This is a genomic window from Glaciimonas sp. OK215 (assembly GCF_057787885.1).
Genome location: NZ_CM173544.1, coordinates 1,507,467 through 1,524,639 on the forward strand (window position 1 = coordinate 1,507,467; position 17,173 = coordinate 1,524,639).

At 54.8% G+C, this 17,173-nt stretch carries 15 protein-coding genes; 10 read left to right on the forward strand and 5 right to left on the reverse strand.

Annotated features, from left to right (window positions below; all coding sequences use genetic code 11):
- Positions 1 to 12 precede the first annotated feature (12 nt).
- The 5 genes from AC3CHX_RS06700 (at position 13) to AC3CHX_RS06720 (ending at position 6,468) form a co-directional block, all read left to right on the forward strand.
- Positions 13 to 789 carry a uroporphyrinogen-III synthase gene (locus AC3CHX_RS06700; protein ID WP_488643294.1) on the forward strand — a complete coding sequence of 259 codons (777 nt, stop codon included), beginning with the start codon at positions 13 to 15 and terminating at the stop codon, positions 787 to 789.
- Positions 786 to 1,988 carry a uroporphyrinogen-III C-methyltransferase gene (locus tag AC3CHX_RS06705; RefSeq protein ID WP_488643295.1) on the forward strand — a complete coding sequence of 401 codons (1,203 nt, stop codon included), beginning with the start codon at positions 786 to 788 and terminating at the stop codon, positions 1,986 to 1,988. Before AC3CHX_RS06700 ends, AC3CHX_RS06705 begins: the two co-directional genes overlap by 4 nt.
- A 4-nt stretch (positions 1,989 to 1,992) precedes the next feature.
- Positions 1,993 to 3,189: a heme biosynthesis HemY N-terminal domain-containing protein gene (locus AC3CHX_RS06710; protein WP_488643296.1), complete on the forward strand. Its 1,197-nt coding sequence runs from the start codon at positions 1,993 to 1,995 to the stop codon at positions 3,187 to 3,189.
- 249 nt (positions 3,190 to 3,438) lie between these two features.
- On the forward strand, positions 3,439 to 4,752 hold the full coding sequence (locus AC3CHX_RS06715; protein WP_488643297.1) for a hemolysin family protein: 1,314 nt from the start codon (positions 3,439 to 3,441) through the stop codon (positions 4,750 to 4,752).
- A gap of 384 nt (positions 4,753 to 5,136) precedes the next feature.
- Positions 5,137 to 6,468 carry a dicarboxylate/amino acid:cation symporter gene (locus AC3CHX_RS06720; protein WP_488643298.1) on the forward strand — a complete coding sequence of 444 codons (1,332 nt, stop codon included), beginning with the start codon at positions 5,137 to 5,139 and terminating at the stop codon, positions 6,466 to 6,468.
- A 115-nt stretch (positions 6,469 to 6,583) separates the two neighbouring features.
- On the opposite strand, the gene AC3CHX_RS06725 is transcribed toward AC3CHX_RS06720, so the two are convergent.
- Positions 6,584 to 8,263 (reverse strand): peptide chain release factor 3, encoded by a 1,680-nt coding sequence (locus tag AC3CHX_RS06725; RefSeq protein WP_488643299.1) that lies wholly within the window; start codon positions 8,261 to 8,263, stop codon positions 6,584 to 6,586.
- Between the two features lie 64 nt (positions 8,264 to 8,327).
- On the opposite strand from AC3CHX_RS06725, the gene AC3CHX_RS06730 reads away from it, so the two are divergent.
- From AC3CHX_RS06730 to AC3CHX_RS06740, 3 genes are all read left to right on the forward strand, one after another.
- Positions 8,328 to 8,609 carry a hypothetical protein gene (locus AC3CHX_RS06730; RefSeq protein WP_488643300.1) on the forward strand — a complete coding sequence of 94 codons (282 nt, stop codon included), beginning with the start codon at positions 8,328 to 8,330 and terminating at the stop codon, positions 8,607 to 8,609.
- Positions 8,606 to 8,935, forward strand: a complete 330-nt coding sequence (locus tag AC3CHX_RS06735; RefSeq protein ID WP_488643301.1) for a DHCW motif cupin fold protein — start codon at positions 8,606 to 8,608, stop codon at positions 8,933 to 8,935. The genes AC3CHX_RS06730 and AC3CHX_RS06735 overlap by 4 nt, the downstream gene beginning before the upstream one ends.
- Positions 8,936 to 9,024: 89 nt before the next feature.
- Complete coding sequence (locus AC3CHX_RS06740; RefSeq protein ID WP_488643302.1) at positions 9,025 to 10,266, forward strand: MFS transporter; 1,242 nt, start codon at positions 9,025 to 9,027, stop codon at positions 10,264 to 10,266.
- Positions 10,267 to 10,435: 169 nt separating this feature from the next.
- On the opposite strand, the gene AC3CHX_RS06745 is transcribed toward AC3CHX_RS06740, so the two are convergent.
- A complete protein-coding gene (locus AC3CHX_RS06745; protein WP_488644742.1) occupies positions 10,436 to 11,371 on the reverse strand; it encodes a LysR family transcriptional regulator in 936 nt (311 codons plus the stop codon).
- Between the two features lie 150 nt (positions 11,372 to 11,521).
- Between AC3CHX_RS06745 and AC3CHX_RS06750 the strand changes: the two genes are divergently transcribed.
- Positions 11,522 to 13,030, forward strand: coding sequence for a CoA-acylating methylmalonate-semialdehyde dehydrogenase (locus tag AC3CHX_RS06750; RefSeq protein ID WP_488643303.1), 1,509 nt, complete (start codon positions 11,522 to 11,524; stop codon positions 13,028 to 13,030).
- 3 nt (positions 13,031 to 13,033) lie between these two features.
- Complete coding sequence (gene mmsB / locus AC3CHX_RS06755) at positions 13,034 to 13,984, forward strand: 3-hydroxyisobutyrate dehydrogenase (protein WP_488644743.1); 951 nt, start codon at positions 13,034 to 13,036, stop codon at positions 13,982 to 13,984.
- A 162-nt stretch (positions 13,985 to 14,146) separates the two neighbouring features.
- Here mmsB and AC3CHX_RS06760 read toward each other — a convergent pair whose 3' ends face one another.
- The 3 genes from AC3CHX_RS06760 to AC3CHX_RS06770 form a co-directional block, all read right to left on the reverse strand.
- A complete protein-coding gene (locus AC3CHX_RS06760; protein WP_488643304.1) occupies positions 14,147 to 14,722 on the reverse strand; it encodes an elongation factor P in 576 nt (191 codons plus the stop codon).
- A 132-nt stretch (positions 14,723 to 14,854) separates the two neighbouring features.
- A complete protein-coding gene (earP, locus tag AC3CHX_RS06765) occupies positions 14,855 to 16,015 on the reverse strand; it encodes an elongation factor P maturation arginine rhamnosyltransferase EarP (protein ID WP_488644744.1) in 1,161 nt (386 codons plus the stop codon).
- A 116-nt stretch (positions 16,016 to 16,131) separates the two neighbouring features.
- Entirely contained in the window at positions 16,132 to 17,052 is a 921-nt protein-coding gene (locus tag AC3CHX_RS06770) for a LysR family transcriptional regulator (RefSeq protein WP_488643305.1), read from the reverse strand.
- Positions 17,053 to 17,173 lie beyond the last annotated feature (121 nt).

Here is a 17,173-nt window from a genome sequence, read left to right on the forward strand (position 1 = left end):
AGTGCGATCAGGATGAGTAAGCTGCGACCGATAGTTATTACCCGGCCGCAAGCACAAGCGGTAGGGCTGGCGCAACAGATAGCGGCACGTGGGCGCGAGCCGGTAATTTTTCCATTGCTGGAAATTCTGCCGCTCAGCGATAGCGCCGAATTGCAGGCAACGCTGGCTCAGCTCGATAGCTTTGCGCTGGCGGTGTTTGTCAGTCCGAATGCGATTGACGCCGCCTTTCGGCACATTCTGCAATGGCCGCCGCGCGTGGCAATCGGTATCGTCGGTGAAGGCAGTCGCATGGCTTTGGTGCGGCACGGCGTGACGGCGCAGAATGCCACCATTTTCAGTCCGCCCGACGTTACCAAAACTGATTCCGAAGGGTTGCTGCAAGCGCTGGATTTACACGGCTTGCGCGGCCAGCGAATATTGATCGTACGCGGTGAAAGCGGTCGCGAGCTGTTAGCTGACAGTTTGCGGGCAGCGGGGGCTGAGGTGTTTTCGCTGCCTGCATATCGACGTCGGGCGCCGTTGATGACGGCGGCGCTTGGCACCCGGTTGCAGCAATTGCTGAACAGCCAAAACGACTGGATCGTCACCAGTTCGGAAGCGCTGCGGATACTGATGCAGATGGTGCAACAGTTGGGAAATGACGCAAATGTTGCAAAAATCCAACAACAAAATTTACTGGTTCCTCACGCCCGCATTGCCGCTACCGCACATGCGCTTGGTTTTACCGCGGTTACCCTGACTGGCTCAGGGGACGAACGGCTACTCGACGCGTTACAATTCCGACTATGAATGCACCGCAATCCACCCCAGAATCGCACCAGCCCGCTGGTCCTACAGTCAATTCGACGCCGCCGCACGCTCCTGTGCTGCAGCCGTACGAGCAAAGAAACAGTAAAAGTTCCGGTAAACAACTACGCACGGTGTACGTGTTGCTGTTGATCCTGGCAGGCTTGCTGGTTGCTCTATGGTGGAGCTCGCATAATGAAAACGTCAAGTTGCGTACAGAATTAGCGCGTCGCCTGCAAGCCGGCGATAGCACCAATAACGATACCAAGGCTGTGGTGAAATCGGTTCAGGATGGCACCAAAGAATTGCAGGCCAAGATTGCGGTATTGGAAAACAAGCAAGTCGAAGCGCAGAGTCAGCAACTGGCGCTTGAGCAGCTGTATCAGGATTTGTCGAAAAATGGCGATGAATGGGCGCTATCGGAAGTTGAGGATGTCTTGTCCACCGCGAGCCAGCAACTGCAATTGGCTGGCAATGTTCAGGGGGCATTGATTGCGCTGGAAAATGCGGACAAAAATCTGGCACGTTCCGACAAGCCGCAATTCGTCATCATCCGTAGCGCCATTGCGCACGACATCGATAGGCTCAAGGCGTTGCCGACGCTGGACATTACGGGTATTGCGGTACGTCTCGATAGCCTGATCGGCCAGATTGACAACATGCCGCTGTTGTCTGATGAGCACCCGGTGTCGGTCGCAAGCGAGCCAACCAATCAGCCGATAACGCCCGCCGTTTCGAAACGTTCCAAAGCTGGCGCCGCCAAGTCGCCCAGCGCGACGCCGACTGATCACAGCATGAATGTGAATGGCCGTACCAGTACCGACTGGGGCGGTGTGTTCAAGGAGGCGTGGCACAGCTGGACCGCTGAAATGTGGACCGAAGTCAGCCAGTTGATACGCGTACGTACCGTAACAACGCCGGACGCGTTGCTGCTGTCGCCGACCCAGGCTTACTACGCGCGTGAAAATTTGAAACTGCGTTTGCTGAATGCCCGACTCGGTTTGCTGTCGCACAATGAGTCGGCGTTCCGTAGCGACCTGATCGCCGCGCAGGAAACCATCACCAAATATTTTGATACGCGTGCCAAGCAGACGCAGACGGCACAGGCCTTGTTAAAGCAAGTGCAAGGCAGCAATCTGTCGATCAATATGCCGACGCTGGACAGTCTGGCTGCGATCCGTACCTACAAAAACAAGCGATAGGTTTATGCGATTTCTTCTTTGGCTTATTGCCCTGTTTGCTACTGCCATCGGTCTGGCAGTCCTTGCGCGTTATAACGCTGGTAATGTGGTGTTGTTCTATCCACCATATCGGATCGACCTGTCGCTGAATTTTTTCCTGCTGTTGATGGGGGCATTCTTCATCGCCCTGTATGTGCTGATCCGGGCGGTCCGGACCACGCAGAAATTGCCGGGAAAAGTGATTTCCTATCGTCGCCAGAAGCGTGAGGAAAAATCCAATAAGGCGCTGCGCGACTCACTCAAATCGCTGTTTGAGGGCCGCTTTGGTCAAGCCGAAAAGGCCGCGACTCGCGCTGCCGAATTGAATGACAATCTTGGCGTTGCCGCCTTGATCGCCGCCCGTGCGGCGCATCGGATGGGCCAGTCTGATCGTCGCGACATCTGGCTCTCCAGCATTGAAGACAAGGAAGTCATGAAGACCGCACGCCTGATGACGACGGTTGATTTGCTGGTCGATGAACACAAACCGCAAGCGGCCCTGGTTGCTGTAAACGAGTTGAACGCCAGCGGCACCCGCCATATTCAAGCTTTGCGCCTGGCATTGAAAGCCAACCAGCAAGCCAAGAACTGGCCGGAAGTACTGCGTCTGCTCAAGACACTGGATAAGCATGACGCATTGAACCCCATCCTGTCCGGCCGTCTGCGTGAGATGGCATACGACGCTCTGTTTTCCGATGCAGCGCATGACGCAGAATCTATCCAGCGCCTGTGGCTGACGATTCCAGCGGAAGACCGGGTCAAGCCATTGATTGCGATTCGTGCAGCGCGCGCCTTCAATCAGCGTGAAATGCAGGATGAGGCACGTAGCATCGTCGAGAAGTCTCTGGCGGTTGAGTGGGACGTGCGCCTGATGCGGGTGTACCGTGATTCCGCTGCGGCTGAAGGCACGCCGGCGCTGCGCACGCAAATTGAACGCTGCGAAGCCTGGGCCGCCAAGGAACCACACGACGCGGAACTGGCGCTGACGCTGGGCACCTTATGCCTGAAGCAAAAGTTGTGGGGTAAGGCACAGCGCCATTTGCAGCAGGCTTTGTCGGATGGGACCGAGCCGCGTACCGTACGAGAAGCGCACTTGAAGCTGGGCCAGTTGCACGAGGAATTGGAGCAAGCCGAGCAGGCTGCCGAGCATTATCGGCAATGTGCGCTGGCGACGATGTTGTAGTTTATTGGATCAATGCTGCCCCAGCTTGAAACCGGGTGCAACAAGGTAGGCGGGGTCAGTATGTTTTTGGTCATTTTTGCCAAAAGATACTGACCCCGTTTGCACGTTTACCGGTTCCGTTTGAAATGCCTGGATATTTTCATGCGGCAAGCATGAAGTTGTCCCGTTTGCGCATGACTTGCCCGTGCCGGTTGGATTTCGCCGCCATCGCCTATACTTGCGGCTAGTACATATTATGAAAGAGATTCATTGAATAACCTGTTATTGGTCATCGCTGCGCTATTTCTGGTGGCGCTCAATGGCTTTTTTGTCGCGGCCGAATTCAGTTTGGTTAAATTGCGTCAAACGCGGATTCGCGCCATCGCCAAAACACATGGCACCCGCGGTCGGATTCTGGCCACCGTGCACCGCCAGTTAGATGCGTATTTGTCGGCCTGTCAGCTCGGTATTACTTTGGCTTCGCTGGGTCTCGGCTGGATTGGTGAACCGGCCTTTGCCGGACTGTTGCAACCGGTATTCGGCTGGATTGGCATCACGTCCCCGGAGCTGATCCACGGCATCTCGTTTTTCTTTGCGTTTTTCATTATCTCTTTCCTCCACATCGTGGTCGGCGAACTCGCGCCCAAGACCATGGCGATCCGCACCCCTGAAGCGATCGGCATGTGGAGTGCGATGCCGCTGTATGGTTTTTACTGGATGATGTATCCGGCGATCTGGTTGTTGAATGCGAGCGCTAACTGGTTGTTGAAAATCGTCGGCTTAGGCCACGGTCACGGCCATGATGCGCAATATTCTGCCGACGAACTGAAACTGATTTTACGCAGCAGTCGTTCCGGTGAGAAATTCACGCCGGATGAGTGGAATGTGTTGGCGCAGACACTGGATTTCAGTGAACTCGAGGTGTCGGATTTGATGCGGCCGATCAATGAAGTCGCGGCATTGCACGCCAACTTAAACCTGCATGAAAATTTGCAAATCATTTATCGGAATCGCTTTAGCCGTTATCCGTATTTCGATAGCGATGGCGTCACGGTGGCGGGCGTAGTGCATATGAAGGACTTGTTTTTTGCCCAGCGCGAGGGCAAGTCGATCACTAGCCTGCAGGGTTACCTGCGGCCGGTCCAGTACGTATCGTCACGCATGTCTGCGTTAGCGCTATTCCGCCTGGTGCGTAGCGGCGCACCGCATTTCGCGATCATCGGAAAAAAAGGAAGTACGCCAAGCGGCTTCATCACACTGGATAACCTGCTGGGGGCCATGGTCGGCGAGATTCGCGATGAATTCCGTCTGAATGACAATGAATGGACGCGTCTTGATGATGGCACTTTGCTGGGCAAAGGCAGTTTGCCGATCTTTTCGCTGGAACGGATTCTGGGAGTTGACATCGAGGAGATAGAGGATGTCGATTCGGTGGGCGGCCTGATTATGGCGAAGCTGGGAAATCTGCCGCAGGAAGGCCAGAAGGTCGCGTTTGATGGCTTTGATATTCTGGTCAAGAAGATGAATGGACCACGCATCGTGCTGGTGAGGGTGTATCCCGCCGGGCCGATTGTGAAGCAATAGCCGGCAAACATGTTGTGATGCCGAGCTGCCGAGAGGAACTCTTTGGTGAACAAGAGCGCTCCCTGTGTCCGGAACGGCAACAAAACACCTTATGCGGCGGCATACGTAATTTCCACATATCCATGCAAATAGCTTGAACGATGCGGTCAGGTTCAGCTAAAGTTGCGCACTTTTCCGATTTTTATTGCCTGTCCGAGGGGCGCGCAAACCATCTTGTGCGGCGGCCGGTTCAGGGCAATCCGGAAGTCCGGAAAAGCAAACCAAGTAAAAAATATGTTGCCGCGCTTTACCATTGACTGATGACCGTTGATTGGTGCAAAGTTGCTTTTGATCGGCGCCAGGCAGCAATATTCTAAGCACAATATGTGTAAATGGAGAAAACAAATGGCAAAAAAACCGCTGTATAAATCACTATATGTCCAGGTTCTGACCGCCATCGTCATCGGTGTCCTGATCGGTAACTTTTACCCGGAAACCGGCGCTGCGATGAAGCCGCTGGGCGACGGGTTCATCAAGCTGATCAAGATGATCATCGCACCGGTGATTTTCTGTACCGTGGTAATCGGTATCGCCGGCATGGAAGACATGAAGAAAGTCGGCAAGACCGGCGGTCTGGCTTTGTTGTACTTTGAAGTGATGAGTACGTTTGCCTTGATCATCGGCTTGATCATGATCAACGTATTTCAGCCAGGCGCGGGGATGCACATCGATGTCACTGCGCTGGATACCAAGAGTATTGCTGCCTACACTGCGCCAGGCAAGATGGAGACCACCACCGACTTCTTTTTCCACATTATTCCGAACAGTTTTGTGGACGCTTTCGCGCAGGGCAACATCCTGCAGGTGCTGTTGATTTCGGTACTGTTCGGCTTCGCTCTGCATCGCTTTGGCGGTCGCGGTACGCTGGTATTCGATTTCGTCGAAAAATTTTCGCATGTGCTGTTTGGCATCGTTGGCCTGATCATGAAGGTCGCACCGATCGGCGCGTTTGGCGCGATGGCGTTCACCATTGGCAAATACGGCATTGGGTCACTGTTGTCGCTGGGCAAGCTGATGGGGCTGTTCTACGCGACCTGCCTGATCTTCGTTTTCGTGGTGCTTGGCATCGTTACCCGTTTGCATGGTTTCAGCGTTTGGAAGTTTGTGAAGTACATCAAGGAAGAGCTGCTGATCGTGTTGGGGACATCGTCCTCGGAATCGGTACTGCCGCGTCTGATGAGCAAGATGGAAAATCTCGGCGCCAAGCAATCGGTGGTTGGCCTGGTGATCCCAACCGGCTACTCATTCAATCTGGATGGCACCTCGATCTACCTGACCATGGCAGCCGTGTTTATTGCCCAGGCGACGGATACGCCACTGACGATCTGGCAGCAAGTGACGTTGCTGGCCGTCTTGTTGCTGACCTCCAAAGGTGCGGCAGGAGTTACCGGCAGCGGCTTTATCGTGCTGGCAGCAACTTTGTCGGCAGTTGGCCACGTACCGGTCGCAGGGCTGGCGCTGATTCTCGGTATCGACCGCTTCATGTCCGAAGCGCGGGCGCTGACCAATACAGTCGGGAATGGTGTCGCCACGATTGTGGTTGCGAAATGGTCCGGCGATCTGGATGAAGTGCGCTTGCATCAGCAACTGGATGGGAAGGTCGATCCGGAGCTGGAACTGGAAGCGGAGGAAACCCAACTGGCAGCGGTCGATAGCCACGCGAATTACAAGGCTTGAGGTGATCAAAAGCAAGCAGGATGGCTTGATGGCATCCTGTGCGGCACATAAAAAAATGGCCCCGAATGTATCGGGGCCGTTTTTTTACGACTGTTTACTCTTGTTTTATCCGTATTCAGGACAGTTTGACCGCGTGTTCACGGGTTTCATGGAAGGTGATTTGCGGCCAGCGCTCCTGTGTCAGACGCAGGTTGACACCGGAAGTCGCCAGATACGCCAGGTTGCCGGCTGCATCGTGGGCCAGGTGATTGCCGGCAGATGATCTTTCGAAATCGGCCAGGATTTTCTTGTCGTCGCAGCTAACCCAGCGTGCGCTGCTGATGCTGGTACCTTCAAATACCGCATCGACGCCGTACTCGTTGAGCAAGCGGCTGGCAACCACTTCAAACTGCAGCACGCCAACACCGCCCAGCACCAGGTCGCTGCTGGTCACCGGCTTGAACACCTGAATCGCACCTTCTTCCCCCAGTTGTTGCAAGCCTTTGATGAGTTGCTTGATTTTGAGCGGGTTGCGAATGCGTACCGAGCGGAAAAAGTCCGGTGCAAAGTAGGGAATGCCGGTGAACTGCAACAATTCGCCTTCCGAGAAACTGTCGCCGATCTGCATGTTGCCGTGGTTAGGCAAGCCGATGATGTCACCGGCGTAGGCTTCTTCGACTTGTTCGCGGCTGGATGCCATGAAGGTCACTACGTTCGATACCTTGATCTCGCGATTCAGGCGCAGATGCTTGATCTTCATGCCGCGCTCAAAGTGACCCGAACAGACTCGCAGGAATGCAATACGGTCACGATGGGCCGGGTCCATATTCGCTTGAATCTTGAATACGAAGCCGGAGAACGGTTGCTCGGTCGGTGCCACGGAACGGATTGTGGCATCGCGTGCGCCCGGTGGCTGGGCCCAGTCAATGAGCGCATTCAGAATTTCACGGATACCGAAGTTGTTGATCGCGGAACCGAAGAATACCGGGGTCTGTACGCCAGCCAAAAACGCTGCCTTGTCGAAAGGATGGGATGCGCCATGCACCAGTTCGACTTCCATCCGCAACTGTTCGACTTCGCGCGGGAACATCTCGTCCAGACGCGGATTATCGATGCCTTTGATGACTTCGAAACTCTGATCGGCCTTTTCGTTGCCCGGTGCGAACAGCAGAATTTCGTCGCGCAGCAGGTGATACACGCCGCGGAACGATTTGCCCATGCCGATCGGCCATGTCACGGGCGCACACTGGATTTTCAACACTGTTTCCAGTTCATCCAGCAATTCCAGCGGATCACGGGTTTCGCGATCCATCTTGTTCATCAGCGTGATGATCGGTGTGTTGCGCATGCGACAAACGTTGAGCAGCTTGATGGTCTGGGTTTCCACCCCTTTGGCGGCATCGATCACCATCAGCGCCGAGTCGACTGCGGTCAGCACGCGGTAGGTGTCTTCCGAGAAATCCTGGTGACCCGGCGTGTCGAGCAGGTTGACCACGTGATCACGGTACTCGAACTGCATGACCGAGCTGGCGACCGAAATACCGCGCTGTTTTTCAATCTCCATCCAGTCGGATGTCGCATGACGCCCGCTCTTGCGGCCCTTGACGGTACCCGCCAATTGAATCGCGCCCGAGAACAGCAACAGTTTTTCGGTCAGCGTGGTTTTGCCGGCATCCGGATGGGAAATAATGCCGAAAGTGCGACGGCGTCCGACTTCGCCGGCGATTTGTTCAAGCGATACGTTATGCGCAATAATTTCGGCGTCTTCGCTGAGTTGATCAATGGCGGTCGCTTGCTCGGAAATGGGTTCTTGCATGATGCGTGGTTCAAGCGAACGCAGTCGCTTGCCTTGATAGTGATTCAAAAACGGGAAAATGCGCGTGGCTGCGGCAGCGATGGCTGCAATTGGGCATTGCCGGGAAGTCGCGATTATAACGTATGTCGGCTACCGGCTGACAGATGGGCATGGAGACGGATCAGCGCTGGATAAACGCCGCCGCAGTTCGTGCGCCGCGATTGCCAAGCGATCTTGTCAGTTTGTCGATATACATTGTCAATTGCTCGCTATTCTGTCATTGCGTAACGGAACTATGCTGTTTACCTTGCAAAGAATTGCCGCGCATAGCGTTGATCGACCATTTTTGATCGTGCCCATTTTATGAAAATATCCGGAATACCATTTGGCACCACAGACTGGACCACAGTTGAGCCTACCGAGCACGCTGGTGAAACCGGCATGGCGTATTGGCGTACCCGCAACTTCGGCCAGCTACGCGTGCGCATGGTGGAATACACGCCGGGTTATCTGGCCGATCACTGGTGTGTAAAGGGCCATGTCCTATTCTGTCTGGAAGGCGAGTTGCACACCGAGCTGGAAGATGGCCGCCACTTCATACTGAAACCAGGCATGAGCTATCAGGTCGCTGACGATGCCGAGCCGCATCGTTCATCGACTGCGGTGGGCGCCAAGTTGTTTGTGGTTGATTAAAACTGGACTAGTCAATTGACGCAAGCGGCCGGCCAAAGTTGATAACCAATCAAGTATTTATTGACGCCACGGAAGTGGCAGGAACGTAAATGAGCACGCATACCGTCGGTACTTCAGCAGCTTCCAAGCGCATGTTTGGCATTTTTTGCGTTGCCAGCTATTTGCTTTCGGTGTCGTACGGTGCAACTTTTTTATTATCGTTGCTGGTTGCCACGCGCGGCGGCAACGAGGGTGATAGCGGTGCGGTGATTTCGATTGCGATGTTTAGCACCATTATTGCGGTGATCTTTTCCGGTCACCTGACCGATTTGATAGGTGTGGTCAAGGCGATGGCCATTTCCGGTATTTTTCTGGCGCTGGCGTGTCTCGGCTTCGCACTGACACCCGGCCTCGGCCCGCCATTATTGGCCTGCGGCTTGCTGCTCGGGCTGGGCTGGGGCATCTTTTATACGCTGGGGGCGATCATCGTGGCGACGATGATAGAGCCGACACGCAGGATTAAATATATGGCACTGCTGTCCGGTTGCATGATGAGCGGGATCGGCACAGGGCCATTGATCGGTCGGGTAGCGACGGCGGCCGGGACCCCTATCGAAGCGGCGTTTTATGCCGCTGCGGCCGCCAGCGTAGTCGGCAGCATCATTTTTCTGTTGCTGGAAAAACATATCCGGCATGGCCAGCGCGCGCTGGGGCCTGCGCCTGTGGGCCGGATTACGCTGGCTGCGGCACGCAGTGTGCTGACTTCGAATGCGTTGTTCCCTATCGTCATGGTGGGACTGGGCGGCTGTATTTTCGGTGCGCTGTCGAGTTTTCAAACCTCTTATGCGCACTTCCATAAGCTCGATTATTCCTTGTTTTTTATCGGCTTCATGATAGTCGCGATCATTTGTCGTCTGCTGGTTGCCGGGATGCTGGTAAAGCGCGATCCCTACGTTGCTTCGGTGATGTTGAGCGGCTTGATCGTGGTCTCTATCGTCATGTTTCTGTTGTTCGTCGATAGCCAGTTCAGCTATCTGCTGGCCGCCATCGTGCTTGGCATCGGCTATGGCTTGACCTATTCGGTGATCAATGGCTTGGCCGCCAACGACGCGCCGCCCGACCAGATATCGCAATCGTTGCTGCTATTTAGCTTGTCTTACATAGTTGGCATTTTTGGCTTTCCGTTTCTGGCCGGAAAATTCATCGTCAATTTTGGCGTGTCGGCGTTACTGCTATCGATACTGGTGGTCGCGATCGGCAACTGGATGGTGGCGCTTACGCGGCTGATCAAGCGGCGGCGCAGGGTGAAATCGCTGGGTTCAAGTCTGGCGCCGGGCAATTTGAAGGGCTAGGAGCCTGTCGGACTTGGGGAATCGAAGCGAAAAAATAGCTGGGCGAGGACAGATTTTGCCGGATTCGAAGTGTCAATAGCGAGCTATTGACCGAGAAGGCGGTGAAATATGGACCGTCCAGATATTTTTGCAGCCGATTACTCCCAAGTCCGACAGGCTCCTAGGCGCCTCAGATTGGCGCGGCTCCTACGTCTGGCCATATCATGTCGCGCGAGTCCCCCATCAGGAAGGCCCGGTTCGGTTCTATGACTTCGCGCAAGTAACGCCATAGCGCGGCAACCCGCGCCACGTTGCGGGTTTCGGTTGCGGCGACCAGCCAGAAGGCACGCTGGATATCGACTTGACCGTCCAGCACCGGCACCAGATCGTTGCTTTGCTGGGCCAGAAAGCAGGGCAGGATGGCCAGCCCCTGTCCTTGGCGCGCCGCCGTGTATTGCGCAATCACGCTGGTGCTGCGGAAAGAGCGAAAGGCCGAGGGCGCGACGTTTTCCTTGTAGCGCAACTCTTCGCTGAACACCAGGTCGTCGATGTAGCCTATGAAGGTATGACTAGTCAGATCCTGTGCCGTTTGTATGATCGGGTGGCTGGCCAGATAGGCCGGGGTGGCGTACAGCTTGAGCAGGTAGTCGGTGAGCTTGGTGACGACGAAGTTGCCGCTTTGCGGCCGCTCTATGGTGACGCTGATATCGGCTTCCCGCTTGGACAGATTGACGAAGCGCGGCACCGGCAGCAAGTCGACGCTGATATGCGGGTGACGGGCGCAAAAGTGCGCCAGATGCGGCGCCAGCACAAACGTCCCGAAGCCTTCGGTAGCGCCCAGCCGGACTTGTCCCGATAACAGGCGGTTGTGGCCGCTCAATTCTTCAGCCGCAGCGTATACCGTGCTTTCCACCCGTTCGGCATATTCAATCAGGCGATGGCCTTCGGCCGTCAGCGTATAGCCCTGATTGTTGCGTTCAAATAGCTGACTGCCGACTTGCTCCTCGAAGCGGCGCATGCGGCGTGACACGGTCGAATGGTCAATGCCCAGCTTTTTGGCGGCGTCCACCAGCCCCTGGCTACGGGTCAGCTCCAGAAACACGCGCAGGTTGTCCCAGTCCAGCATAGTCATTTTGATACTTCCCTATACGATAGGCGTTTTGCACAAACGCAAAGCCATTGTGGATTATTGTCTATTGTCCCAATAATAATGCACATGCAGAATAACTCCACGCCATTTTCAAACCCCGCATTTTTTAGTGTAAGGAAACTCGCCATGTCCCAGTCAAATATCCCAAATGTGCCGCTTTACATCAACGGTAAAGCGGTCCAGTCAAGCAGCATCGAATGGCGCGATGTCCTCAATCCGGCGACCCAGGAAGTGGTGGCACGCGTACCATTTGCGACCAAGGCTGAAGTGGATGAGGCGGTTGCGACCGCCAAGCAGGCATTCCGCACCTGGCGCAACACTTCGCTCGGCCAGCGCATGCGCATCATGCTGAAGTTTCAGCATCTGCTGCGTGAAAACATCAAGCCGCTGGCCGAACTGATTACCCGCGAACATGGCAAGACCTTGCCGGATGCGGAAGGCGAAGTCATGCGCGGACTGGAAGTGGTCGAGCACGCCTGCTCCATCACTTCGTTGCAACTCGGCGAACTGGCGGAAAACGCTGCGACCGGCGTCGATGTCTACACCATCAATCAACCGATTGGTGTCGGCGCGGGTATCACCGCCTTCAACTTCCCGGTCATGCTGCCGTGTTTCATGTTTCCGGTCGCCGTTGCATGCGGCAATACCTTCGTGCTGAAACCGTCCGAGCAAGATCCGTCGGCATCGCTGTTTCTGGTTGAGCTGGCGCAACAGGCCGGCTTGCCACCGGGTGTGCTGAACGTGGTGCATGGCGGCTCGGATGTCGCCAACATGCTGTGCGATCACCCGGATATCAAAGCGGTTTCGTTCATCGGTTCGACCCACGTCGGCACCCACATCTATCGCCGCGCCAGCGAAGCAGGCAAGCGCGCGCAATGCATGATGGGCGCCAAGAATCATTGCATCGTGCTGCCGGATGCCAACAAGGACCAGGCGATCAATAATCTGCTTGGTGCCGCTTTTGGCGCTGCCGGTCAGCGCTGTATGGCCAACTCGATGGTGCTGCTGGTTGGCAAGGCCAGGGATTGGTTGCCTGAGATCGTGGCACGTTCCCGTACCCTCAAGGTCGGTCCGGGCAGCGACCGCAGTGCCGACCTCGGACCGATGGTGTCGAAAGCCGCCAAGGAGCGTACCGAACGTCTGATTGGCAGCGGCGTTGAGCAGGGCGCGAACCTGCTGCTGGATGGTCGGAATTGGCAGGTGGCGGCCTACCCGGATGGGAATTTCGTTGGCCCGACTATTTTCTCCGGCGTCAGAGCCGACATGGATATCTACACCCAGGAAATCTTTGGCCCGGCGATGTGTGTGGTGGAGCTGGAAACGCTGGACGATGCGATTGCTTTCATCAATGCCAATCCTAACGGGAACGGTACTTCGATCTTTACCTCTTCCGGCTGGTCGGCGCGCAAATTCCAAAATGAAATCGACGTTGGCCAGGTTGGCATCAATGTGCCGATTCCAGTCCCGGTGGCGTACTTCAGCTTCACCGGCTCGCGTGCCTCCAAGCTGGGTGATCTGGGGCCGAACGGCAAACAGGCGGTGCAGTTCTGGACGCAGACCAAGACGGTTACCGCACGCTGGTTTGAGCCGGATGCGGATGGTGGTGAAATCAACACCACGATCTCGATGAAATAAGCCATTTGGTGCGTATCGCGGGCGCAGTCGGCGCCCCGTCCTAAATCAAGGAGAACTGTGATGGGTAGCGAAGTGGTCTTTATCGGTCTTGGCAATATGGGTTTGCCGATGGCGCTGAATTTGGCGGGTGCAGGGGTGAGTGTCAGCGGTCATGATTTGATTCCCGCCAGCGTGGAAAAATTTGTCGCCGGAGGCGGCAGCACCAGCGCGGACCTGGCGGCGGCGATCGGTGCGGCCAACATCATCATTACGATGCTGCCCGCCAGCCGTCACGTCGAATCGGCTTACTTTGGCGAGAATGGCATTTTGGCGCAGGTGAAGTCGGGGACCTTGCTGATCGACTGTTCAACCATCGCGCCCGATAGCGCCCGCAAGGTTGCCGCTGCGGCGCGCGAAAAGGGCTTCACTATGCTCGATGCGCCGGTCTCCGGCGGTACCGGCGGTGCGGCGGCCGGGACGCTGACGTTCATGGTCGGCGGTACGGACGAAGGATTTGCCATCGCCAAACCCTATTTCGAAAAAATGGGCAAGGCGATCTTTCACGCCGGTGAAAATGGCGCTGGTCAGACCGTCAAGGTATGCAACAACATGCTGCTCGGGATTCTGATGATAGGCACGGCGGAAGCAATACGGCTCGGCATGGCCAACGGCATGGACCCAAAGGTGCTATCGGAAGTCATGGCCAAAAGCTCCGGCCGTAACTGGGCGCTGGAGGTCTACAACCCATGCCCCGGCGTGATGGAAAATGCGCCGGCATCGAGAGGCTACAGCGGTGGTTTCGGGGTCGATTTGATGTTGAAGGATCTGGGTCTGGCGGTGGAAAATTCGTTGTCCACCGGGAGTAGCGTTCCGCTGGGGGCGCTGGCGCGCAACCTGTACGACATACACAGCAAGAACGGCGCGGGCGGGCTGGATTTTTCGAGTATTTTTAATATGCTGGGGAAGGCGGAGTAGTCCGCGGCTGGCCCGGCTTGAGGTGGCGTCGAAAGTTCTGACATAAAAAACGCCCCGTAAGTCATTGAGACTTCGGGGCATTGCATCTAAATCAACACTGCTTTTCCACAGATCAGCGGAAGGCTTGGGAAAATCCGCAGCGTTTTCAGTCGTCGGGTGAAATTAGTTACGTACCACTTTTTTGTATTCGTTGGTACGCGTATCTATTTCAATCATATCGTCCTGGCTGACAAACAATGGCACTTGAACGGTGTGACGATGCGCTTCAACTGCATTTTCGATCTTGGCTTCTTTCAATACGTTGCCCGAAGTGTTGCCTTTGATAGCGGGTTCCGAGTAGACCACCTGGCGAACGATCGTTGTTGGCAGTTCGACTGAAATTGCTTTGCCGTCGTAAAAAACAGCTTCGCATTCCATGCCGTCTTTCAGATAGTGCAAAGCATCGCCCAGGTTCTCGCCTTCAATTTCATACTGTTCGTAGTCGGAGTCCATAAAGACATACAACGGATCAGCGAAATACGAATAAGTCACAGCTTTTTTATCGAGTACAACTACATCAAACTTGTCGTCACCCCTGAAAACATTTTCCTGAGGGCTATTTGTCAAAAGATTCTTCATCTTCCACTTATAGGTGAAGCCCGTGCGGCTCGAACCATTGACATCAGAGCGCAAAACGATCATTGGCTTACTGTCAACCATAATAATGTTGCCAACACGAATTTCTTTTGCAGGTTTCATAGCGAATATACGTAAAAAGTAGGTTACATAAAAATCATCTGTAGCCTACTGGCAAAAAGCGCCGCAAGCCCACGTTTGATTGAATTTAAAATGCGTCAAAAATTAGCCGTATATTTTAACCCAAATTTTCACTTACCGAACTGTTTCGGCAAACTTCAGCAAATTGGATGTGAAGTCACCATTTTCCAATAATTGGCGCTGCCAATCCATGGACATGCTGGCAATTTTTGGCATGTCGGCTTCAAATAGCGGCCATATCGCGGCCCAATCAACTACTTTTTTTGCGGCAGCATTCCAGCCCAAAGAGAGCGCAATCAAGTGCTCTGTTTTGGCTGCATAGCGCTGCAAAAATGCGTTCAATTTGACGTGATGCAAGTCTTTGTCTTGCGGATAGATATGCCAGATAAACGGTTTGCCCGCCCACTGTGCGCGGACGAAGGAGTCTTCTCCGCGCACAAAATTGAGATCGCATGCCCATAACAGTTTGTCGTAGTCAGGCTGAGGAATAAAGGGCAGCACGCGTACGGTTAACGCAGCGCGGGTCGCCGTTGCTCCCGCCCTCGCAACTTGCCCGAGAAATGCTTGAACTGCATCGACAGCAACACCTTCCGGGACCAGGCAAGTAATCGCTGTGTCACTACTTTTCCATGCATTAAATAATGCCGAGACCGGTGCCTGCGGATAGCAAAACAAGGAGACCTTGAGCGAAGCCATCTCTGCTGGCGTTACGCCAAATTGCCCGAGAAAAGCGGCCATCGCAGCTTGATCATGTTGAAATGCCTGGCGCTGTTGCTGCAATGCGGATTCGTGCAGCAAACCGCCGGTCTTGCCGGTAAAGCCGGGGAAGAAAAAATATTTTGTCAAAGACAGCGATGGATGAGGCGACGGCAATGTATGACAACCTTCTACCCACTCTTCCGCACTAAGGCCTTCCAGATTCAACCACACAGGATGCGGTGTTCGCTGTGCCATCGCCGCGATATAGGCGGGCGGTATGTCACAAGCAAAAAACTCAATCACGATATCGGCCACATCGTTGGCCGCAAACACGCCGTTTTGATCGCGCCAATGGCGTACCGTCACTGTACCAATCTGTTGCGCCTCGCGGTCGATGGCGACTTCCGGGCAAATCCGCTGAAAACTCCGCAAATCGTCCACCCATAAGGTGACGGCGATGCCATGTTCCTGCTCCAACTGCCGTGCCAAACGCCAGCAGATCCCAATGTCGCCAAAGTTATCTACGACTTTGCAAAATAATGCCAGCGATGTTGTTTGATGTTTTTTCGGATGCATTTTTTGATGGTTCAAGATTCAAATTCCAACAGTAATCGCCGTTTTTTATTGGCCGGCGGTTTTGCATTTGACCGTGTACTGTAATAATGCCGTCCCACCATGATACTGGAGGCGCGTTAAAGCAATTCCACGTTGAGCAAATTCAAATAACAACTCTCGCGCGTAGTACTGACAAAGTCGGCCAGATACGGTTTTTCCGATGCCTCCGGCAGACAAGCGGCGTACAGTTTTCCGATCAAGCCTGTCGGCGTAATGCGTTTGGCCAGTACGTAATCGCGCTTCAAATAATTTTGCGCGGCCCAGATCGGCAAGGTTGCAATCCCGCGCCGACTGGCCACCAGTTGCAGCATCGCCACCGTTAGTTCCGTGGTGCGGCGTGCTGTCTGGATACCCGCCGGCTTCAGGACCTGGCGCACCACATCGAGCATGTCGTCGGGCACCGGATAAGTGATCAAGGTATCGCCGGCAAAATCCTCAGCCACCAGATAGTCGCGTGCGGCCAACGGGTGATCGTGAGCTACCAATGCGACGATTTCGAAACTGAACAGCGCGTGGTAATCCACTTTCTCAGCCGGATCGACTTCCGCCACGATGGCGACGTCGGCTCTATGCTCATACAGCAAACCAACCGGATCGGCCTGAAAGCCGGAAACGATATCCAGCTCGACCTCCGGCCAGCGCTTGCGGAAAATATCCATGGCGGGCATCAGCCAGTCAAAGCAGGTGTGACATTCCACCGCTATTCGCAATTGACCGGCGACCCCTTGCGCCATTCGCACCAGATCGCGTTCGCTTTCGGCGACTTGCGGCAGTACCGTATCGGCCAGCTTCAGCAGCCGTTCACCCGCCGGCGTAAACCGGACCGGCACCGATTTGCGTTCGAACAAGGTGGTGCCGTGATGGTCTTCGAGTTGCTTGATCTGATGGGATAAGGCCGATTGGGTGACGTTCAGCAGTGTGGCGGCGCGCAGCAGGTTGCCTGCTTCACGCAATGCGCGCAGGGTTTTCAGGTGGCGTAGTTCGAGGATGGATTGCATCGGCGTTTGATCTTAATGTATGACTATGAATAAAATTCAAGTTGATTCTTAATATTTGTCGTTTGAATCATAAAGCAAGGTGGGTCAATATGCCAGTCATCGAATTTGTTTACTGGAGATA